Below are 24,767 nucleotides of genomic sequence, written 5' to 3'. Positions count from 1 at the left end.
TTGAAGCGCAGGAAGCCGTTGAAGCTCTGCACCTGGGTCGCAACGGGGGTCGTGGTCAGATCGGCGTTCATCGTGAAGCTGGCGACGGTCCTCAATCCGACCGGATCCGCGACGCTTCCTTTGACACCAACCAGCCGGATAATGTCGCCGTTGTCGCCGACGATCGCGTCCGCATCATTCGCATGACCATTCGCTTTCGATGTAATGTTGCCGTTTGCATCGATCGTCGCATCGCCGATGTCGTTGCGCGCGACGGCGACCCCGGAGCCGCCGAAGATCAGGTCCGAGCCGTCCGGGCGCAGACTCTGGGATACAGTAAATGTCGGATCCTTGAGGCTGAACATGTCGGAGTTGCCGCCGACCAGGTCATCCTGATTCTGGTTGCCAAGCAGCAGGTCGTTGCCGGCGTTGCCTTCGATATAGTCCTGGCCATCGGCCCCACCGTCGAATGACGGGCGCAGCAGCAGACTGTTGTCCGCACCGCGGAACGGATTGCCGGCGATATTGGTCGCCGTCTGGTACACCCCGACGCGTCCGCCATACTTGTCGCTCGTGTCCACGATCATTGCGCCGAGGCCATTGTCGATCAGGACATGCGAGACATAGTCGATCGATCCGTCACCCTGGACCGTATCATTGCCAGCCTGACCGAAGATCATGTCGTCCTGAGCGCCGCCCGCAATGTAGTCATCGCCAAAGGACTGCGAGACGGTCGCCGACTTGGTCAAATCGGGCAGCGTGTCGTACATGGTGACGAGGTAGTCGCCCCACGCGCCATGCCCGCGCGGATCAGCCTGCGGAATGCCGTTGGCGTAATCCAGTCCGGCCGCCAGCGTGTCGGTGCTCAAACCGGTGCTGTAGATCTTCGTGCCGGTCAGCGTCTCGAAGCGGAGATTCGAGTAGTTGCCGAAGTGACCGGTACGGTCGAGCGTGACGTTGTCGCCGAAGACCAGGTCACGATCGGTGCCGCCGTCGAGCGCATCGCTGCCCGGACCGCCGATCAGGACGTCTTCGCCGCCGTTGCCGTAAACGATGTCGTTCCCGCCATTCTGCCGCGACGCACTCGTGATCGCGATATCACGTAGCGTCGTCTCGATGCGCTGCGGCTTCAGGTCCACCGGCTTGGTGGTATCGCGTGCGCCGGAGACGTCCTGACGCACGTCGCCAAGATCGGCGAAGATGATGTCGTTGTAGTCGCCGAACGCGTTGATCGCGGCCGAGCCCTGCGCGTCACCATAAATCAGGTCGTCGCCGGCGATAATCGGATCGACATTGACCGCCCCAGAGGTACCGGCCGCATTGGCGACCACCAGCACGCGCCGGATCACGTCGACGTTGATGCCGGAGTCGCCGTAGATCTGGTCGCCACCACGTTCGCCTATGATGGTGTCGTTGCCGGAGCCGCCGGCCAGGAAGTCACTCGCCGCGCTGCCGATGATCGTGTCGTTGCCGCGGCCGCCATAGGCCGTAATGCCCACGGTCGGCAGACGCCCGTCCGCAATCCCTGCGAACAGATTGTGTGCGTCGATCGTGTCGTTGCCGTCGAACTGGTATTGGGCCGCCAGCGGGAACACGAAGAAGTCTGCGTTCTGGCCGAGGCGATTGCGCTCGACGATCGTGTTGGTCTGCGGAAGGCCGCCGTTGAGCAGGGCCAGTGCGCCGGGCCGCAGGTTCGCAAGATAGAGCGTGTCGCGTTTCACCGGACCGCCGCTGATGACGACGGACTGGATGGGAGGCGGAGAACCGCCCGGCGTGACGGCCTTGTCTACGGTCAACGTAAGACCATCAGGGGAAACGGCCAGCACCTTGTAGACCTGGTCGTTGGTTTCGATCGTTGCGCCGTAGAGAGCGATCGAGATCGCCTTATCCGGGGTCAGCGGCGTCGTGAAGCCGTCCGCAAGCCAGCTCCCGCTGGCGCGCGTGATGAAGTACTGCCCGTTCGCGCTGGAGAACGATACCTGGTACTGCGTTCCAATCTCGGCGATCGTGCCGACATCGATGCTGATGCGCGCGGTCTCGAACGTGCCCGGCGCGGTCGGTATCAACTGCTGGACCGCAGCAAGGGTGAGCTGAGTCGCGGTGACGCCGGTGATGACGTAGTTCGGGCCCCCACCGCCGTCATTGTAGGTGGTGCCGGAGATCGAGATGCTCTGCCCGATCGCAAACTTGTCGGCAATCCAGCTTCCGCCGGCGTCGCTGCGTGTGATCGTGTCGCCGCCGCCGCTGCGCGCAAAGACCAGCGAGGTGTAGGTCTTTCCGATTGCGATCAGTCCTTCGGGCACGAAGCCCGGATCGAACTGGCCGGAGGAGAGCTTGATCGACGCGGTATTCCACTCCTTGACGCCCTGGGTGGTCGAGCCGGCCGCGTAGCCGGGTAGCAGGTTGTTGAGCACAAGGACGTCAGTCGCGGTCGGGTGCGCCAGCGGGTCGGAAGATTTGAAGCCGTACACAGTGCCGACCGAGACGCCATTGATCGTGACCAGGCCGTTGACCTTGAAGCCGGCCGTCACCCACGAGCTGCCATCCGTCCTCGTCAGGTTGCCGAACGTATCGTCCGTAACCGAGACAGTGTTGAAGCCGGTGTACGGCGCGCTGATCTGTACCGTGCCGGCCGGTGCTGTGAGATTGTCGAATCCAACCAGCGGGATCGACGGGCTCGACAATGTGAAGCTCACATCGTCCATGTGCGGCTGCGGCTTGTTGGCAAACTTGCCGAGCGACTGCTGCGTGGCGACGCCATTGTACCAGACACCGTCCTGCGACGTGTCGCCGTACACGACGAGCGGCGCGTCGACATTGACCGTCATCGGCACGGCGGTTTGACGCGGCAGAACCGCACCGTTCACGAGCAAGGTCTTGAAGTGGCCGGTAGTACCGACTTGATCCGCGAAGCCAGTGACAATGAAGTTGCCATAGAGCGAGATCTTGGCCGGTTCGGTCGCGCCGAAGTCCGCGGTTGGCACCACGGTATTGGCCGCCGTCAGCGTCAGCGTGGTCGCCGTTACGTTGGCAATCGTGAAGCTGCCATTGTTGGTCAAGAAGCCGCCGCTGTTGCTCGGGTCGCTGTTCTTGCTGGTCGTGTCGGTGATGACGATTGTCTGACCAATCGCAAACCCGTCACTCAGCCAGCTGCCGTCGCTGCGTGTGATCGTATCACCCGTCGCGCTGCGCGCGAAGACGACCTGCGGGAAGCTGAATGTGGCGCTGATGGTCACCTGCTGACCAACCGCGAAGGCGCTGTCGCCGAGGTCGGTACCGTCCCAGGTGTGGCCGTCATTGCGGGTCAGACGGTCCGCCGTGCCCGCAGGATCACCTCCGACATCTCCGACGGGTGCGACAGGTGCCGTCACGTCGAAATTGCCGGTCACCACCTCGCTGCTGCCGTTGACGTTGATGGTGTCGCCGCCAATGCGGACGATCGCGACCTGCTGCACCGCGGGCGTGAGATCGGCGCCCTGCAGCGTCAGCGTCGTCGCGGTCGGGTCGTCGGAAACGAGCCAATAGCCCGACTGACCGCCAATCGTCACGGCCTGTCCGCGCGCAAAGCCGTCGCTGATCCAGTTGCCGCCATCGCCGCGGGCGATCGTGGTCTTGGTGAGCGTAAACGAGTTGGAGGAGACGATGTTACGGTTGTTCACCGCCACCACGCCGGCGCTGACCGTCGTTGTTGCCGGGAGGCCGGTGCCAGTCAAGATGAGCACACTTCCGAAGCCGGAGCCTGGCGTCGCGTTGTCAAATCCCGCGACGAAGCCGGTGCCGATCATGGCGGTGCCGCCTAGCACATCGCCAAAAGCGAACGCCACCTGCTGACCGACCGCGAAGCCGAGGCTCGCCCAGGTCAGCCCATCATTGCGGACGATGCGACTGTCGGAGCCGCCCGTCACCGTGAAATTGCCGGTCGTCTGATTGCCGAGCGTCTGGCCGCTTACGACGGCGAGCTGATCGATGACCGAAATCGTGCCAATCTGGTTCTTGCCGAGCGGGTTCGTGGCGCCGTCCAGAAGAGCTGGTGCGCCGACGGCAGGCAACAGCGTCAAGGCGCTGCCGGGCTTGTGTGAGGCGTTCGGCTCGCTGTTCGGCGGATTGCCGATGGCGATAATCGTGTACGAGCCGACGAGGCCGCCTTCGCTAAGCAGTACTTGCTGGCCGACCGCAAAGCCATCGAGCGCCCAGTTCAGACCATCCGAGCGTACCAGTTGATACGTGCCCGCTTGCGCACCCGCATAGGTGCTGAACGAGCCGCCGTTATTGGCGATCAGCTGCAGCGGTGCGTTGCCACCACCATGGATCGTCGTCAGCCCGCCATGCTCGGAGACGAGGCCGATCGTGCCGTCTGCATTGTGGTCCGGGCCCGGAATGAGGGTGCTGTTGATGTCGAGCTTGTCGTTGCCCTGGCCGAGGAAGAGGTTCACGACCTCGAGCGTCGAATGGCTGCCGTCGGTCAGGAATATCTGCTTGGTCGGATCGCCCGGGAAGGCCGGATCCTGTGCCAGCACGATCGAGCCATAGCTGATGCCGCCCGGATACTTGCCGCTCTCGCCGAACGGATGCGCTCCGCCGAGCATGGCTGTGAAGTCGAGACCCGCCGAGTTCATGTTGAGGCCCGTGAGCGCCGTCGACGTCAGCGTCCCGGTAGCAGCTCCCTGGGTGCCGTCACTATAGACGTTGAGCACGTCGATCGACTGCGTCTCCGGCGGCTGTGGCGGAATGTTGAAGAACGGGCCATTGGCCTCGCCGGGCAGCAACACGGCCGCTACCAGCGAGCGGTCGGCGCTGGTCGTGCCGCCCTCGACCGAGAGTGGGCCGCGGATGCCACTCAACGTGTGGGGGGCTTTCGGGAAGGCTCGCAGGTTCTCGTGCCCGGGTTGGATGTCGAAATACGGATCCGCCACCACCTTGATCGTCGCCTGCGTGTACCAGAGATACGTGCCGCCGGTCGGGTCGAATTCGACCCGCGCAGCCATCTGGACCATGTTGACGTTGATGGGCACGCCCGTCGGAAGCAGCCCGCCAAGGGGACGACCACTATACGGGATCGGATCAAGCGGATTGATAACAGTCCCATGCAGGCCGTCGGATTCCGGATGGTCGGTGAGCACCATCTTGTCGAGCTTGCCGGCATCGGTCCCGGTGATCAGGTCGATCTTCACCAGCACCGGGCTGCCGCCGCCCAGAGGCGTGATCTGCACCAGCTGCCCTTCGAAGAAGCCGCTGTCCAACCAGCTCGAGCCGTCAGTGCGAACCAGCGTATCGAGCATCTTGCTGATGCTGGCGCCCTTGAGGTCGCCGGCCGGCCCGCTCAGCCCGGTCGAAGCCGTGAGCGTCAGTTGCGCGTCGGTCACGCCGCCTGCAGCGATGGTGAAATCGCCCACGATCGTGCCATCATTGCGCTGCAGGCGGATGATTTCGCCCGCCGCAAAGTTGTCATTGATGAAGCTTCCGACGGCGGAACGCGTGATGACCGCTCCGTTCACCGTGATGTTTCCGGTGAACATCAGGAACGCCTGGTCCGCCGCAGTGTACTGGACCGTACCGTTGTTGTAGACGCCGTTCGACTTGACGGTGGCGATGGTGATGGTCTGGCTCGCCGTGGAGTTGAACGTCCCCGCCACGCTCGGCAAGACCGCGCCGCCGGCGTCGGTCAGCTTGATGAATTGATCGCCCACCGATCCCTTGGCGGCATCGATCTTGTAAGTGCCGTCCACGCCGCCCGGGCCGGTGCCGGTGATCGTGATCGTCTGCCCCGGCAGGAAGCCATCGGCAATGAAGCTGCCAAGCTGGGACCCGGGGGCTCGTGTGATCATCCAGGCGCTGGTGGCCGGATCCTGGCCGACCGAGATGTTGCCCTTGGTGAACAGGGTCAGGGTCTGGGTAAAGCCGGTCTGCTGCAGGGCGATCTGGCCGCCGTCCGTGAGGATGTCGGTCTGTCCGTCGGTGATGACGTCGACGTTGACCGTGGTCTGCGGCACCTTGGTCAGGCGCATCGTGTAAGTGTCGGGGTCACCCGGCCCCTGCGTGGCCGTGCCGGCGCTCACCAATGTGCTGCCGCCGCTCTCGAGCGTGAACAGACCCGCCGCGCCGTCGTCGATGACCTGCGCGTCGATGGTCTGGGAGATGCCCGAACCGTTGATGCGGATCTTCACGGGGTTCGATGCCGTGTTCTCGACCGCAGGAATCAGCGTCAGCCGCGTTGTCAACGTCAGGATGGTACCGGTCACGTCGACGCTCTTGATGACGAACAACGCGTTGTTGGTGAGACCTCCGGAGATCGTCTGCGTGCCCGAGATGATGATGTTCTGGCCGGCCTTGTACCCGTCCGTGATCCAGCTGCCCGACGAGCGCGTGATGGTATCGCCCGTGACGCTCTGCGCGAAGGTCAGCGTGGGACCGGCATAGACGATACCTGTCGCGGCATTCTTGTAGGCCGTGTCAGTCGTCACAGCCCCGTTGATCGTGTCGACCACCGCCGCCGTAATCGTGGTGTCGTGCGGATCCTCGGTCGTGAGGCGCTGCACCGCATGCGTCGTCACGATGACCGGCTGGTTCCAGTTGGATGCGTCAAAGGTGATGTAGTACACGCCGTCCTGGTCGGGCAGCGTTGGCTGGACGATGTGGAAGCGGCCGAGCGGGTCGGTCGAACTCAGCGAGACCCGGAGATCCTTCGGCACGCTCGGATCGAGGTACTGCGGATTGATCGCAACCTGGACGGTGCCGGTCGGTGCGGTTGCAAGCTCGACTGCGAAATAGTCATCCACCGCAGTGACCGGAGGCGGATTGGCAGGATCGTTCAGGGGACTTGCGCCCTCGAGCACCTTGGTCACGCCATCGACCGGCCGGCCATAACCTGGATAGGTCCCGAAATTCTCCGCGACCGTGGCATCGAGCTGCGTCACCTTGACGGCTGGCTGGTCATTGTCGTGGATCGTCACCTCGACGTTGCGCACGATCGCATGGTCGAAGGTCGCATCGGTGCTCAGCACCGAGTGACTGATGGCAACCGTACGATCGCCTTCAGCGAGGCCGTCATCGACGGCTGCGACGTGAATGTATTGTTCGCCACCGAACGGATTGGTCCCGCTCTTGATCCCCTGCTTCCAGTTGTTGCTGTCGAACATCACAACGATCGCACGTGCCGGCACGAAGATGGATGTACCGTTTAGCTTCACGGTGCGATCATAGGCGGTGGGCGGCAACATACCCGGCCCGCCATTCCCCGTTCCTGCCAGCAGAACGCTGTCGCCGAGACCCAACGTGTCGATGATGTCGCCTACTCCGATCGCGCCGGAGTCGAGCACGTGCTCCTCCTCCGGGTTCATCGCAGCCGAGACGGTCACGTAGACGACGGTCCCAGGGGCGGGCGCGTGCGCGAGATAAATGCCGTAGATGTCGTCAGCTACCTTCCCACCTACCAGCGGCCCCTCGGTCACATCGGTGAAGCCTTTGCTCGTATCGCCCGGCAACGCTTCATCTATAACCACTTGTCCCTGATCGGGGCGGGCAACGCTGAGCGAGATACCGTCGGGAACGACCGGCTTATAGGCCCCGTCGTCGGTCGAGATGCGATGATTGATGGTTGAGCTCGTGCCGTTGATGTCGCGCGACACCACGTCGCCGGCCACGTCGCCCGCGACATTGATGGCGTCGTTGCCCAGTCCGCCGATGACGCGCACCGCCATGCCGGGCGGCGTGCTCAACACATCGAGCGTGTCGTCTCCTTCGAGCGCATCGACCTCGAGCACCTCGATGTTCTGGTAGGTGACGGTCAGACCGGCGCCGAAGATGCCCTTGTCGGTGACGACGATATGATCGGCGAACTCGGTGCCGAGGATCACCAGCTTGTCGAAGCCCGAGCCGCCATCGACCGACACCGGCGCATTGATGTTGTATTCCACCTGATTGCTGCCGGCGCCGGTGCGGATCGCGGTCTCGGCCGCAGTCGAGAAGCCCTTGGTCAGCTTCGGCATTGCGATCTGCTGCACTGGATCGAGCCAGACGATGTCGCCGCTCACGGGATCGGTTTGGGCGAGCGCGAACGCGCGAACCGTGAACAGGTCGTTGCCGTCATCGCCTTCGAGACGCAGCACCGCCTGGTTGCTGTAGACACTGAACGTGTCGTCGCCGCTGCCGCCCTCGGCAACCAGCGGCGAGGTTGCACCGGCCGAGAGCCAGCCGCGCGTCGTTGCCACCGTGCCATAGATGCTCTGCGGAGTGAGCGAGTTGGCGAGCTGCGGGAACAGGTCCGCCGCGGTGACGATGGATCCGCCCAGGGTGTTGCCGAGTGGCGCCGGCTGATGCGTGCTGCCGTCGCGCTGATAGCCGTAGATCTGGCCGACCTGGAACGTATCGTTGCCGGAGCCGCCGTCCAGGGTTGTGATTGCGGCGTTGTCGTCGACCGCGAAGTAGTCGTTGCCGCCCTGACCAAACACCATCAGCCGGCCGTTGATCGAGCTGTCGTAGTTGATGCGCTGGACGGATTCCGAGCGCACGCTTCCGTCGGCTGGCGCGTCGGAGGCCTGCGCCTGCGTGAGGGCCGAGCCGGGCTTGGTCGGATCGAAATCGAGCACGGCAACGAAGGCCGACTCGTTGGCGTAGAGCTCAGGACGGGCTCCGGTCTCGCGCGGAATATCGGTCGTGCGGCGGAGCAGGAAGATATCGTCGAACGCCTTGCCGGCGCCGATGAAGTTCGGATCGATACTGTCCTTTCCGTAGACCGAGAGGTTGTTGACGCCGTCCGTCGGCCCGCCCGTGTCGAGTACGTTGATGACGTAATTGCGGTTGTAGGGGTCGACCGGATTTCCCTGCGCATCCGTCTTTCCCTGCGTACCCGTCGTGTTGATGACGTAGGTATCGGTACCGGCCTGGCCATCGAGGGTCAGCGTGTCGCTCGACGCCGTCGCCGCCGCAGTCTGGGTGTACACCATCGACTGCAGCTGGTTGACCACGAAGAAGTCTTCGCTGTCGCCCGTCGGGGCGAACGGATTGAGCCTGGTATTCTTGATCTTGACGTTGACGTTCGAGGCCGCCGTGACGACCCGCGCGGAGCTCAGGGTCAGCACAGTGGCGGTCACCGAAATACCTGTAACCGTATAGACGCGATTGTTGGCGATCGGATTGCTGGGATCGTCGGACTCGACCGTGATGACGTCGCCGATCGCGAAGCCGGCGAAGGTGCCGCCGTCAGTACGCGTGATGGTGTCGCCATTGGGATCCGGCGCAAACGTCACCTTGGCATCAATGCCGGCCGTGGTCGGGGTCGGGGTATTGCTGCCATAGGCGCGCGTGGTGCCGCCGGAATAGAACGACATGAGGCGAACCGGTCCGAGACCGCCGGTCGGAATCGTCTGACCTTGTCCGCCCGGGATCGGCGAGGACGCGGTGCCGCTCAGACCGCCGAGCCATGTCTCGTCAAAGAAGATCTGATCGGTGTCGGCGTTGCCGAAGATGCGGGTGAGATATCCGTTCGCGGTCGGGCCGTGCGCGATGACGCCATGCAGGTGCATGACGGTGCCGAAGTTCGGCGTGTCGTTCGGCGCAATGCCGTCGAATTGCGCCACGCCGCTGGAAAGTTCGCCGGTCCGGCGGAAGTCGCCGTAGATGTCGATGTTCTTGGCCGCGAGAATCTGCGAGTTCGCTTCCGTCGTCACGTTGTCGCCGACGCGCAGCAGGACGGAGCCGTTCGGCGTGTTGATGAGACCGTGCGCCATCGCCTCCGGCGCATTCTCGAGGAACAGCACGCTCCCGGAATTCAGCAGATGCAGATCCTCACCCTGCACGGCGCTCTCGCGCACCGTGAAGCGGATGTTGCCGTTGATGTCGCCATCGCCGCCGGCGATCCCAAGTGCCTGCAACAGCACGACTTCGGCATCGCGGGCGAAGAATGTGCCCACTGCGGTCGTCGGCAGGGCTTCGCTGAGATCGATGCTGCCGGTCGCCCGGGCACCGATCGTGCCATAGCCGTAGGCCTGCGAATCGATCTCGAGATCGTTGCCGCCGTTCGAATTGCCGATATTGCCGCCCTCGGCGAACAGATCGATCGTATTGCCGATGACGTTGGCGGTGTCGCCACCGACGCCGCCGTTGCGTGCATCGACGATGGAGCCGGGATCCGTGGCGAGCGTCACGTCGCCCTTGGTCTGGACCAGCTTGACCTCGAGATCGTCGATCTCCTTGCCGAAAGCGTCGGTGTGTAGCGGACCCGCGCTGCCGAGCAGACTCAACGACTCTGCACCTCGCACCACTTCGGTAATGAAGATGCCCTGCGTATTGTTCTTGCTGGCCACTGCGATGTCGTTGGCGGTCAGTACGCCGAGGCTCGCGCCCGCGCCATAGAGCTCGTCAACGTTGATCTCGAGGAAATTGCCGGGGGTTCCGATACCGCCGGTGCCGGACTTGTCGCTGGCCGTGCCGGTGATGCCGTTGTCGCCCGCCGTCATCGTGATGTTGACCGCGGTGACGTCGGCCTCCGAACCGATGCCGTCGTTCAGCGCATCGACGATCATCCTCGGCGAATGCAGCGTCACGTCGCTCTTCGTCGACATGATGCGGCCGACGCGCAGGTCACCGGTCTTTTCGGCGAGGTCGATCCAGCCGTTCGTCAGGACGTCGACGTGATGGGTGTCCGTCGGGCCAGGAGTTCCGGATCCAGTGATCTCCGTGATCGCCTTGACGTTGATGATCCTCGGACTTGTCGCCGTCGGCTGGGCATTGGTAACGATGATGTTGTGGGCCGAGATGATGCCGGGACGATAGAGATGGCCCGTCGAATCCAGCGCTCGGATGTCGTACGTGCTGTCGATATGAACGCCGCCGGTTCCGAATGCACCTGCGTCCTGTTGCAACGCGCTACCACTGTCCGGCAGGAACTTGTTGAAATAATCCTTGGTGTTCGCCGCCTCGCGATCGATCACGTGCACCGCGCCGACCGTCCCGACGGTCGTATCCTGGACACTGCCCCAAATTCGCAGATTGGCGTCGCCCGCGGTGTTCACCGCATCGATGACGACCGAGTACGGCGTATTGCCGTCGCGCAGCCGGCCCTTGACGTCCAGCCAGGCGAATCCTTCGGTCGTGCCATTGCCCTTGGCCACGGCAGTGAAGCGCTGCGCCGGTGTGAGAGAATGGAGGTCGGTGGCCGTTGCGGTCGGGGCGATCTCGATCGCGGTCGTCGGGCTCGATACCTCAGCCAGCTGGACCCGGAGGGAATCAAGCGCGATGATGTAGTAATAGTTGCCCGATGTCAGCCCGCCGAGCGCGGTGCCCGAGGCCACATATTTCACGAGCTCTCCGTCGAAGAACTGGTTGAGTCCCAGCGCGATCGAGTGATCGCCGCTGCTGACGTTTCCGCTCACGAAGTCGGTCGCGGCCGGAACATTCGCGCTGTCGACCACATCGACGTTGACCCGATGCTGCGACGGGGAGACAGGATCGGCGAAGTTCACGATGCCGGGGTTCTGGCCAATGTTCCCCTGCCGCGCCTCGATGTCCAGGATATTGGTCCGGATCAGCGAAGCTGGATCCGCGTCACCGTCCGCCCGGCTCGCGCTGGAGAGGATGTCTCCGTGGACGTTGATGACGCGCGTGGTACCGATCGGATTGTCGATGACGCCGCTGAGCGTAATGTTCGGCGGATCCGTGTTGGTATTCTCGATGTCGATCAGCGTCGGGCTGACGTCGCGCTTGAGCTTGAAGGTCAGGCCGCGCGAGCCCGTGTTGGAGATATCGACTTGCGGCTTGTCGGCCGGGTCGACGTCCAGGACCTTGATGGCCTGCACATTCATGTCCAGCTTGGACTTGTTGAGCAGCAGGACGTGGTGATAGTTGTCGCGGAATTCCCAGGTGCCGCCCGAGCCGTTGATCTGGCTGAGGTTGTTTCCGGTGTCGCCGGTTGCAAAATAGACGTCGCCGGGATCGTGATTGATGATGTCGTGGACGTTGATCAGGCCCGCCGTAGCGGTGTCGAATACGACGTTGACCTGCTTCTCGACGGCGCCCGTCGGACCGATGATCAGCACCGGCGACTGGCCGGAATAGATTACCACGTCCGAGTTGAACGTGATCTGGGGCTTGACCTCGGGGTCCAAGTCCGGATCGCCCGACAGGCTGAAGCCCAGCGCCCGCACATGATCTGGATTTTCGCTGGTGATCCTCATGGTGCCGTTGGAGCCATCCAGCGAGCCCTGTGGCTGGTTGGTCATGTCGATGTCGAAGGCGAGCCGCGGAGTGGACGCTGGAGGCGACAACAAGGCCGGATCAGCGAACGCGCCCGTGACCCTAGGAGTCGCCGTCACAATCGCGTGCGCATCTCCCTTGACCTGCGAGTCGAGCGTCGTTGTGTTGCTTGAACTGGAGTGGACACCACCGAACAATCCGGTTGCGCTCGACTCGGCATGCGCTTCCGTGTCGATCCCTTTATAGGACGTGCGGAAATCAACACCTTCCCAGCCGGTAATCGTCGCGAAGCCCTTGACCTCGATATTGAACGGGATATTCACGGTGACATCCGACGACGCGGTGCCGACCGCCACCAGGCCACCGCCGTCACCCTCGCTTATCGCCTTCACCGTCATCTGCGGAACGTCGCTGGCGTCGCCAGTCGCCTTCGAGTCGCCGGTGCTCACCGACAGGACCACGATACGGCCTTCCATCTTCGCGGCGGTGCCGACATTCACCTCAGTCTTGCCGCTTAGCGAGCTTTTCGCAAAGGCGTTGGCGTCACCGCCCAGGCCGATGCCCGTGCAATCGGTGTTGGTGACCTGGTTCGCCTTGTCTTCGGCAGCGATGACGATTTTGCCGCCGGCCAGGATCGCGCTGTTGTCGTTCACGTTCGCCGCAGTGTCGACCTTGATGAGCGAATTGGTAAACCCTACCGCGACGCCAACCGCGCCGCCCGTGATCGTATGCGCGGCGGCCTCGGCATTGTTGCTCGTCAACGCAAACACCTTGACGTCGCCGGTGGCGATAATCCGCCCATCCACATAGGCTGTGGTCTTGTGATTGCCGTCGTTCTGGTTGGCATCTGCGGTCGGCACGCCGATGCCCACGAACCCGCCGCCGTCGTCCCGGGCGCTCGACGTCGCCTTGGTAGTAGACGTCGCCTTGATGATGACGTCGCCACCGGCCGACAACAGATCCGCAACTATATGCGCGTCGACGTTAGGATTATCGTTTGTAATCGCATTGGCTTCCGCGACGCCCAGCAGCGCGCCGCCGCCAGAACCAGTTGCGACCGCCGACGTTACGCCGTCGCCGCTCGGCGGTGAAATCACACCGAGTGACACGCCGCCCGGTCCAGTCAACGTGACTGTTCCTGATGGGCCGCTGGTCAGATCGACCCGGAGCTGCTGCAAGCCCGAACCCTGGGACGTGATGTCCACCGCCTCGCGTCCAATCGTGTGATCGCCGGTCGGGCCGAAAGGATCCGCCAGGGCCAGCGGCGCGTCACTGAAGTCCTTTAGCAGGTGCAGCTTGATTTGGGTGTCGCTGACCTTCTCGACATAGAATTGCTTGCCATCGGCATTGGTGCCTCCGGCCGTCATCGGCAGATCGGACTTCTTGATCAGGCTGTGCGTGACGTTCTTCAGCGCTGCAAAGCCGAGATTGTTCGGGTCCTTGGTCCCCGGATTAAGGGCAATCACGATTTTCGCCGTGGACGGATTGCCGCTGTTGTTCGAGACGACATTGCTCTCGACAAGCTTCAGCGTATTGCTGCCGGATCCGCTCGCGATGTGGAAGGTACCGTTGTCGCCACCGACTGCATTGCTGATGACGATCGTCTGCCCGTTCACGAAACCAAAGTCGGACCAATTGTGGCCGTCGGAGCGCGTGATCGTATCGCCGGTACCGTTTCTCACGAAGAGAACATTCCCCATTCCCAATGAGGAATCGTCGCCGAGCTGGATCGAGCTGCTGTTCGGTCCACTGACCGTCACGACCTTGTAATCGGCACCGCTGGCCAGTCCATCGATCGCTCCACCCGATGAGCTGTACCGGACGATGTTGCCCGCCCCAAAGCCCCAGCTCGCCGCATCGCCGTTGGAATTGACGAACTGGATATTGTTGTTGTCGACGTTGTTATAGGTCTTGCTGCCCTGGTCAAAGATCGGATTGCCGGGATCAACATCGACCTGAACGCTCTGGAACGTGTGCGCCGCCGGCGCATGGTAGGTCACCGCGTCACCGCTGTTGAGGCCGTGATTCACCGCAAAGGTGATTGTGTCGCCGGCCGCCGGTGGCGTGAATGTCTGCTGGACGTAGCTTACGCCTGACGGTTCGCGCAGTTTGATGTGCGTCTGATCCGCGGGATTCGGCAGGAAGATGCTGTAGACATGTCCGGGCGTCAGCCCGCCGATCGGCGTGCTGCCGGAGGGTACCTCGTATTCGACGAGATCGCCATTGTTCAGGTTCACTGCTGACGGCAGCTCGATGATATCCGTGCTGGGATCCACCTTGGCGCCATCGAATACATCGCCGAACGCGAGATGATCGCCATCGACGGCAATGACGGTCTTGATGATTGCAATCGGCAAGTTGGTGTTGACGTCGAACACGTTGGGGGTCAACCCGCCGATTCCGCCGTTCGTCGGCAATTGCACGGTATCGCCGGTCAGGAGACCGTGATTGGTGACATTGACCGTGTTATTGTTGGGATCACTCAGGTCATTGCTGGTATCGGTGTTGGCACCGATGATCTGATAGTTGGGCAGCGTCTTGGTCGCCTTGCTGTCGGCCGTGGCCAAGACCGAGACGGTACCGCCCGCCGTCACCGTCGGCGGATCGATGTAGGCCTTCACGGTCGGATTGGACGTCGCCGTCGAATCGACCTCGCCGATGTGGATGCCCCCGGAGACGCCAATGCCTTTGGTCAACGCGTCGGCTTCTGGATAAGCCACTGCCGCAATTTCGATATTCCCGGTGACGTTGATGCTGCCGCTCGACGAGACATACGCCTCGACATCCGGGGAAACGGACGCGGTTGCGCCATCATGATCCACCGAAGCCAGGATTCCGCCAACAACGGCCTGCGAATTGGCATTCGCGGCTTCTGTTCCCGCAGCGCTGATTTTCAGGGTCTTCGCCGTGGTAACGGAGCCATCCAGATGGGCAAAGACCTTGCCTTTGGCTTCCGCTGTTGACTCCGACGCGGCGATGCCGATACCGGACAAGCCGAGACCGTGCGCCCTGGCGATCGCACTGCTGTTGTCCGTGACGCTGATCGTGACCGTATCGCTCGCGGTCACCGTGCCGGTGATCTTGCTCTCCATGTCCGGCGTCATGATCGCGGTGGAAATGTTCGCACCTACGCTCAGCAGCGACGGGCCCGAAGACGACGAGTTGTCCGTGGAGGCGCCATACCCGACCAGGAGTGGATCGCCGTTCTCCGTCGCCGTCACCGTCACGTTCGTTGCGGTCACCGTGCCGTTGCCGATGCTCGCATGCACGGTGGTTTCCAAGTCCGCCTTGTCGAAGGACAAGCCGACCGTGATGCCACTGAGCACCGTGACGCCTTCCATGATCGGATTGACCAGGTCGATGGAAGCTGCCTCGACCGTCACATCTTTGGTCACCTCGACATCGGCACCATCGCCGATCGCCGCGGTCGTCGATGCGGTGTCGATGTCGCGCGCGAAGTTCACGCCGACTGCGACCAGTCCTGCCGATATGGCAAGCGTATGGACGTGAGTCGTGGTGGTGCTGGTGGCCGTCACCTTGAGCGAATTCACGGTACCGACGGGATCCTTGCCGATCTTCGCACCGCCATCGACCGTCGCGCTCGCACCACCCGTCGTTTCCAGACTGGTATAGGATACGCCGGCCGCAACCGCGCCGGAGGAGACCTGTCCGGTGAATTCGGTCAGATCCCGGGTGTTGCTCGCGAGAACCGAGACATCGCCGGCTTGCGTCACGCTGCCCAGGCTCGCCTGCGCCAGGCTGGCATCACTGATGACGACCACCGCTGCGCCAATTCCCACAAACCCGACCGCCGCATCGAGCGCAAGCAGATTGAGATTTTCGTTGAGAATCGCGTTGACGGTGATGTTGCCGCCCGCGCTCAGCGTACCGTCAGCGAATGCCGTGACGTTCTCACCGAGGGTCAGCACCGATACCGACGCGCCAGCACCGACGAAGCCGCCGGCGGCCTGGCCTGTCGTCACCTTGAACTTGTCGATCTCGTGCGCAATGACGTTGATCGCGGTTCCTGCGTTCAGATGCGCGCCTGATTTCACTACGGCCGACGTGCCGTTCGGGATCGTCGGGTCGCTCGCCGGCGCCGGCGCATTGTTTTCGCGGCCGCTGATATCCGAGGAGCTCGGAGTTGCGGAATTGACCTGAGCGCTGGCGCCCGTCGTCGGATTCGAAATGGCATTGCTCATCCGGCTGCGGTTGCTGTTCGCATTGCCGTCGCCGGTGAAGTAGTTGATGCCGTTGCCGGTGGAGCTGTTGGTCACCAGGTTCTTGCCGGAGTTCGCCTCCGCCGCCGCATCGCCATCCGGACCATTCACCGAGGTCAGCGTCTGGCCATCGCTGCCCGTGCTGGAGAGCTGCTTCAGCCCGGTGCCGTTGTGCTTCTGTGCGTCCGCCGCACTGTCGTAAAGCTGGATCACGCCGCCGCTCACCTGGTGCACGAAGACGTGGTCGCCATCGCTCACGTCGCCGAGGCCGGCGCCGTGATAGACCACCTCGGCGCCGTCACCGAACCCGCCTTGACTGCCTAGATCGATGGTGTGTGCACCTGTGTCGACGTCGCCCTGGTCGAACTTATGATCGCCAGCGGCCAGAGCGTCGCCGGTATCGGCGCCACTGTTGTCCTTGCCACTCTTCTCGATCTGCTTTCCGATCGCCCAGACGCTGACCGCACCGCCGACGCCGACAAAGCCGCCGGCACCACTGGCGTCGAAGCCTGCAATGTCCTTCAAAGACAACGCTTCCACATTGATGTCCGCCAGCGCGTTGACTGTCGCGTTCGTACCGACGACCGCCTTGACGTTGTTGTTGACGTTACCGACATCCACCGCGCCGGAGACGCCGACGAACCCGCCGGCGATCGCCACAATGAACGTCTTCACAGTGACGTCGTCGGCGGCGCCGACATGCACACCCTGCCCCGAGCCGGCATTGTTGGTCTGGTAAAGCGTGTTGACCTTGGCGTTGTCGAGGATCGCGGCATCGGTCTCGCCGCTGATCAGCGTCACGCCAACCGCGCCAGACACGCCGACGAAACCACCAGCGCCAGCGATGACGATATGCAGCATGTCCGCCTTGGACTCGGCCTGAACGATCACGCCATGGGTCGTGGTCCGGGCTAAGCTGCTACCAACAATGTCGTTCAGAACGTTGCCATGGCCGCCGGTCTTGCCCAGCGCATCGACCGTCGCGCCGGCACCGATAGTCGCGTCGGTTTCCTTGTGGATGACCATCACGCCTACCGAACCGCCGACGCCTACGGCACCGCCCGCGATGGCACCGGAAAGCTCGAAGATATGGGTCGTATCGGTCGCATTGAGGAACACGTCGCCGTAGGCGAACACAATCGCGTCGTGGTCGATATAGCCTTTGGTCGTGTTGTTGACGCTCAGGACGTCCACTGCGCCGCCGACGCCGACGAAGCCTCCGGCAAGGCCGAAGCCGATCATCACGACATTCTCTTGCATCGACGCGGCTACCGTCACGTCGCCACCACCGAGAAGCGTACCGGCATTCACCGTCGCATGATCGCCGATGAAAGCCAGGGTGGTGTTGCCGACCACATTCACACCCACGGCCGGCGCGACGCCGACCAATCCGCCGGCCGCCCCGCCCGCGATTGCGAGGTGATAGAAATCGTCCGCCGCGCCGACGACAACGCTGCCCTGCGCCGTATTCACGGTTGCATGGTCGCCGACGTAAGCCTTGGTCGTCACGTTGTCGACATTGACTCCCGCCGACACGCCGACTCCAACCTCGCCAACACCCAGGCTGAACGTGAATGTCCGAACATCTTCCTTGTTCGTCGCACCAACCGCGACACCGAGGAAACCAGGCGTCGTTTCTGCCTTCGTCGTACGAACATTGTGCAGGGAACCGTCATCCTGGCTCGAAGTGTCGCCACTCGTCGTGCCGCCCAGGACCTTATCCTGGCTGGGCGTTCCGACCATTCCGCCGGACCGCAGCGCGCTGCGCGCGCCGGGATCGTCGGATTCGGCACTCCGCGTGCCGCCGGTAGGACCGGTCTCGATACCCTGACCGTGCGGATCATGGGGATCGAAGGTGCTCGCCGCTGCAACTGTATCGATGTGGATGGCGCCGGCATTCACGGTCGCGCCAGAACCCTGCCCGTCGCCTGTGACGACAGCATGGGAACCGATGAAGGCCTGGGTATCCTTGTTCATCACGTCGACGCCCGCCGCGGCGCCGATGCCGGCCACACCCGCCGCGGCGATCACCGCAGTGATCTCGTTGATATCGGTCTGGTCGTCGGCAGAAATGCCAACCGTGCCCGTGGCGTGCACGTTGCCGTCCCCGAAGCTCGGTGTTGGCTCGTCCGGATCGTCTCCGACAAAGGCACGCGTCTGCAGCTTGAATACGTTGATGTCGGCATTGACGCCGACCCCGACTTCGCCACCGACGGCGACGCCGCCCGAAACGGAGATCAGGCTCTCGGTCGATTTCGCCGTGACAAGAATGTTTCCGCCCACGGTCGCGGTCACGGCCGACTCGATGAATGCATTGGTGTATTTGTTGAACACGCCAACACCGACACCAACACCGACGCCGCCTGTACCGCCGACGGAGAGTTCGCCGGCCACCGTGGTCACCGTGGTGCCGTCGGTTGCCTCGACGGTCAGATCGTGCGCCCCGACGATCGTGACGTTCGCGTTGTGGCCGATGCGTGCCGTGGTGTGCTCGGTCAACAGGTTAACGCCAGCGGAGCCGGCGACCCCGACCTCACTGCCGCCCGCTGCGCCTGCCGCAATTGCAATGACATCCTCGCTTTCGGTGGCGATCACATTGATGTTGCCGCCTGCGCGCACCGTCGCGCTGTTGCCGATATAGGCTTGCGTGGTCCCGTCGTAGATCAATGTCGTATTTGCGAGTCCTATACCGGCCGAGTCGCCGATGCCGATCGCGCCGGCGACCATCGTCGTCACGAACGTGCCGGTGGCTTCCACCGAGATGGCGCCACCGGACCGCACAGTCGCCGAGCCGTTGATATATGCATCGGTCTCGACGTGAAGATCGGCGATCCCGACCGACGCCGCGGCGCCCACCGCGCCAAATCCGGCGCCCAGGGTTGCGGCAACCGACAACATCGTCTCTGGGGATGTCGCCGCCACGCTCACCACGCCGCCGGCGTTGTTTCCGACATGCGCGGAGCCGTCAATGTAGGCCTTCGTTGTCTTGTGCAGGATCTCGACATCCAGTCCGACGCCGAATCCCGACGAGTCGATAGACAAGGCCAATGCACCTGCGACGCTGACGACCTTGGTCTCGTTCGCCGCCGCCACGGTGACGGTTTGTGCGTTGCCGATGGTGTAGAGGCCGCCCTGGTTGATCTGGCTGGAGGCGCCGATATGCGCGTCCACGTCGATGTGTAGATCGTTGATGATGAACGAGCCCGCGATGGTGTTATCGGCTTGGCTGGCAGCCCCCGCGACCGCCACCGAAGTCAGCTTCGGCTTCAGCAATGGCAGGTCGATTTCGGTCGGCACCATGTGACTCTCGGCGTTCACCGAGATGGCGCCGGCGGCGTCGGCGTCGCCACCGATTGCTGCCGTCACAGTGGCATGCAGCAGCGTCACATTGATCGCGGCACCGAACGCACCTTTATCCTTGGAGAACGCACCCGCAGCCGCGAGCGTCTGTGGCCCGAGAACGGCAGCTCCATTGACCGCGATACCGCCATCGGACTCGAGGTGCGAGGTGCTCGCCGTGGATGCTTCGGTGTCGAAATGATCGACGATGTTGATCGCCACCGAGCCGGCAATGCTCATGCCGCCCTTGCCGCCTGCGGCCGCCGCACCCCATGCGACAAAGTCATCGGTCTCGCCGCTCGGCGTGATCGCTTCGATCGTGATGCCCGCGGCCGCGTCATGACTAATGATGACCGAGCCACCACCGACCAGCGCCTTGTTCGTCGCGCCGAGCCAGTTGACGCTGACACCGGCCGCAATGTGATCGTCGCTGTTCAACTTGACGCCAGCGCCGATCGCCTTGGCGCGGCCGTCATATTCGGCCTGGGCCGAGATCGTCACGGCGCCCTGCGCCGTGATGTCGGCGCCGTGGGTGACTTGCGCGGTGTTGTCAGCGAGGATCCGGTTGACAGCGATAGAGGCGGCAATGCCGACGCCACTGTTGTTCGTACCGCCCGCCGAGGAAGCCGACGAATTCCCGCCTGAAGCGCCGCCGCCGGCCGTAGGCAAGGAGATACCCTTGCTGTTTGTGTTCGAGTTGCTGCCGTTCACCTGGCCGTCGGCCTTCGTGTCGGCGTTGCTGTCCGAGTCACTCGCCCCTGAGACGGACGCAAGGGCCTTGGTCTCGCTCTTGACCGTCGAATCGGACGCAATGGTCGCCGCACCTGCGGTCGTGGTGACGCTGCGGGCGAGTTCGGCGCTGATCTTCTCGGTAACCCAGGCAATAGAGATCGATGCGCCGACGCCGACGCTCTTGCCGGCCGCCTTCGCATCTGTTTCGGTGTTGAACTCTGCGTCGTTCGACGCGGTGATCGCAACGTTACCGGTCGCGGACAATAGTCCGCCACTGCCGACATAGGCGGTTGCCTTTTCGTCGGCGACCAGCACGCCGACGCCGAGCCCGACCGCCACTCCGCCAGACGACGCCGCGCCGTTCTCACCATGGGTGAACGCGGAATCGCCCGAGACCGCCGAAACCGTGAAGGCCCCGACCGAACCGCTCCACGACGTCCCATCGGTGATCTGCGCGTTGACGGTATTGGTGAGGACGTTGACAGCGACCGAGGCGCCGACGCCAACGTTGTCGCCTTCGGTGTCGCCATGCGGCCTGGCGGTCGCCAGATTGGATTCGTCGCTGGTGGCCAGGACCGACGAGTTGCCGCCGCTCGTCGTCACGGTCGCAGTGCCGGGCAGGAGCGCGCCTGGGGTCTGCCCGACCACCGCTTGCGTGTCGTTGTTCACGATGTTGATGCCGGCCGAAATGCCGACACCGATATCGCCGCCGCTGGCGCCCGACGTTGCGTCGGCGCGCGAAGAGTGGGTCTGATCGTGCAGCTTCTGACCGGCAGGCGCTCCGCCGCTCAGCACAATCGCTTTTCCGTCGTAGGCATCTCCCAGCGACGCTGCGAGCTGGTAGTGACCGTTGGTCAGGTCGATGACGTAGTAGGTGGTGTCATCGCTCAACCCGCCGAGCGGTGAGCCGCCGTTGGCGTCGTATTTGACCCGGTCGCCGGTGCGCAGTGTCTCATCGGCGCCGAGATTGAACTCGGTGATATTGCCGGTCGGATCGAAATCAATCGCGCCGATCGGGGTCGGGACACCCGAGATGTATTTCCAGAGCTGGTTGCCCGATGACGACAAGGCGCCGGAAGTGAGATCCACCAGACCGGTGGCGCCGCCGTCTTCGGCATCCTCCTTGTTGGTGTCGTAAAGCTTGATAGTGCCATCGCCGTTGACATGCACGTAGTAGGTCGTGACCAGAGGGGTGAGGCCGAAGCCGCCCAGCCCGACATACTGGACCTGATCGCCGCTCGCGAGGCCGGCATTTAGACCGACGAAGAGCGTATCGAGGGCGGTGTCAACCACCGGTACGGTGATTGTCGGCGCGTCGATCTGCCGATCGGCCACGACGGCATCAACATTCAGACCACTGCCGCTGACCACCGCGCCATTGCCGACAAACGCATGATTCTTGATGTTATTGACGTTGACCGCTACTGCGACGCCGACGCCGGTGCCGCCGTCACCGGTGACCGCGGAACCATCCGCGAGCGCATGCCCGTCGACATTGGCCTGAGAATGGACGGTAATCAGCCCGGTCGCCGTGACAAGGCCGCCGTCCGGAATCGACGCAACCGACGATCCATTCTCGATGTTGACCGCGATCGCACCCGCGACATCGACCTGCCCGCTGCCGGTATCTGCATCGGGGGCAGTTGCGCCGTTGTTGCCCTTTGCACTTCCACCCGTTTTGCCCTTCGCCGTGCTGTCGGCGAAGTCCATCTGATCCTGCTTCTTGCCGTCGGCTTTCTTGCCGCTGCCGCTGTCTTCGCCGCCCTTCACGCTCGCTTTTGCCGAGCTCTCGCTGATCGAGATGGCGCTCGAGAGAAACGCCGCGGCGCCGCCGGTCGTGAGAAGCTGGCGGCCGGTCGTGGCCTCCGAGTCATCGTTGACGATCGACAAGGCAAGCGAAATGCCGACGCCGGTCTTGTCCGCCTCGGTATCGCCCTCGGCGGACGTCCTGACGACATTGGTCAGCTTGGAGTTCAGGCTGAACCCGTCGGCGCCGACCGTCAGCGTGCCGCCGCTGCCGATCGTTGCATGGGTATCGTCATTGGCGACCGAGATCGCAATGACAGGCGTGACCGCTGTGCCGCCGGCCGAGCCGTTCTTGGCCTCGGTCTCCATCTCGTGCGCCGACGAGGCGTCGAGCGACAGGCCCTTCGCTCCCGTGAGCAAGACATTGTCGTCGACGTAGGCCGCTGTCGTGTCTTCACCGTAGTTGAAGGCGACGGAGGCACCGATGCCGGTTCCGGGATTGACACCGTCGGCTTCGTGCGGCGTCGCCTTTGCAACATTCGTGATGTCAGCATGGGCCGCGATGGTGACGTCCGGGCTCCCGAACAGCGTGACGTGCGCAGCGTTGTCGAGATAGGCCTTGTGATTGAACAGCGTGACATTGATCGCGAGCGATCCGGCAAAACTGACGCTGCTGGCGTCTCCGAGGCCGGAGATCGCTTCCGCGCTGAACACGCTCTGCTTGTCGTCCAGCGGCAGGACCTCGATGGCAAGCGAGCCGCCCGTGACAGTGCTCGTTCCCGCGATATAGGCAAGATCATCGCGGGTCGCGACATTGATCGCCACAGCAACGCCGACCGCATTGGTGGCACCGCCGCCACCGCCGGACGAATCCTGGGTGAATCCGCCGTCGGCGCTGGTCGTCATCACGTCGACGGACGCCGCTACGATCGATGCCGCGTCGGTGCCGGCGTTGATGATTCCATCCTGCAAATAGGCCTTGGTATCACCCGTGTCGACCGCGACCGCGATCGCACCCGCAAATGTGATGCTCTCGTTGCCGGCGTCTCCGCTTGTATGCGCGTTATTGTTGGCCAGCGTTGTCTCGCTCGCGTTGTCGCCGCTGCCGCTCTTCGCGCTGCCGCCGACCGACGAATTGGCTGTGGTCGTGATATCGCGATCGGTCGTGGCCTCAAGGCTGACGCCGAGGCCATCGACGGTCGCACCGTCAACCGAAGCGACGGTGTCACCAAAAACCACCGAAACCGCCACGCCGGCCCCGGCTGTTCCTGCGCTGCCGTCCGCCGTGGTCATGGCGTCGAGCTTGCTGCTCGCCTGCAGTGTCGTGGCGCCCCCCATGGCATTCATGACCGCGCTGTCCGACACGGCAAGCGTCGCCCTGCTTTCGAACGCCGTAACTGCCACGGCCGCGTCCTTTGACGCGTCGGCGTTCGAGGTCGGCACGGCCGATGCGTTGATCGCAACGTCGGATTTTGCGGTCGCGTCGATCTTGCCGCTGGCGCTGAGGCTGGTGGACGCTCCGTGGATCAGCACCTCCGGATCCGCATCGCCGGCAACGATCGTGATCTTGAAGAAGTTGTTGTTGGCCGAAGTCGCCGTCAGCGTGCCGTCAACGGTCGCGCTGAGAACCAGATCACCATTGGTCGCGCTGAGGACGGAGTTGCCAACGTCGATCTTCGCGCTGGAAAAACTTGTGACCAGTGAGACGAGATGAATCTTGTCGCCGAGATTGTCGTTGATCGCGTCGGCGATCTTTCCGGTGATCTTGCCGCTCAGGTCAGGATCATCGGCATTGCCCTGAACGGAACCGTCGGCATTCACGTCGAGGGCCGAGTGCGCCGTCAACGTCACCTTGCCCGATGCGCTCAGATTGGCGCCGGACAGCGTGATGGCCGAGTTCGCGTTGGACAAGATCCCCTGATTCACGATCGGATCGTTGACCGCCGTGGCTTCCGACTTCAACGAAAGCTCGCCGGTGAAGCTTGCGTGTGCGCCCGATGCGATCGCAGAATCGCTGGTGACCTTCAGGCCGAAGCCAATTGCGGCGGCAGACGTGGTGTCCAACGAAACGGTGTCCTGGAACACCCTTTGATCACCGCCGATAAAATTGATGCTCAGCGTGTGGCCACTGCCGATCGTCGCGTTTGCGGTCTCAAAGGATTTGAGATCCAGGTGAATCGTATCGCCGTAAATATCCTCTCCGCCGCCGCGATCGATGTTGACGCTGTTGTCACCGGCGACGATTGCTGTTGAATCGACGATCGATGTCGTTGTGTTGTCGTATAGATTGAACGAGCCTCCTTCGGCCTTGAGCGTGAAATCCGTGTGCGTGTTGAGGATTCCGCCATAGGTGATATCCGCGGACAACAGCAGGCGCGGTTCGATCGCCTCCAAGGTGAAGCTCTGCCGCCGCGGTTTTGCCACCGAACTCGCGGCACCGCCCGTGCGGCGGCGCCTTCTACTGTCCCGCCCGGGAATGATCTCGCGAATGACCTTGTTGAGGAGGGTTTCGAACGCGGAGCGCTTGTGAGCTTCGTTATTCCAGCGCCAGGCTATACCCAT

The 24,767-nt window shown here is 63.2% G+C and carries 1 protein-coding gene (only partly in view); it reads right to left on the bottom strand.

The features are described from left to right. Positions 1 to 24,767, bottom strand: the 5' portion of a protein-coding gene (locus GGD63_RS10685; protein ID WP_183241538.1) for an LEPR-XLL domain-containing protein. The gene continues 3,790 nt to the left of window position 1, outside the view; the window shows 24,767 of its 28,557 coding nt (coding positions 1-24,767); its start codon is at positions 24,765 to 24,767; the stop codon falls past the left edge of the window.

This window comes from Bradyrhizobium sp. cir1, assembly GCF_014198245.1.
Lineage (GTDB): Bacteria > Pseudomonadota > Alphaproteobacteria > Rhizobiales > Xanthobacteraceae > Bradyrhizobium.
Note: the sequence above shows the minus strand (reverse complement) of the source record. Positions and strands in the feature narration are given on the sequence as shown.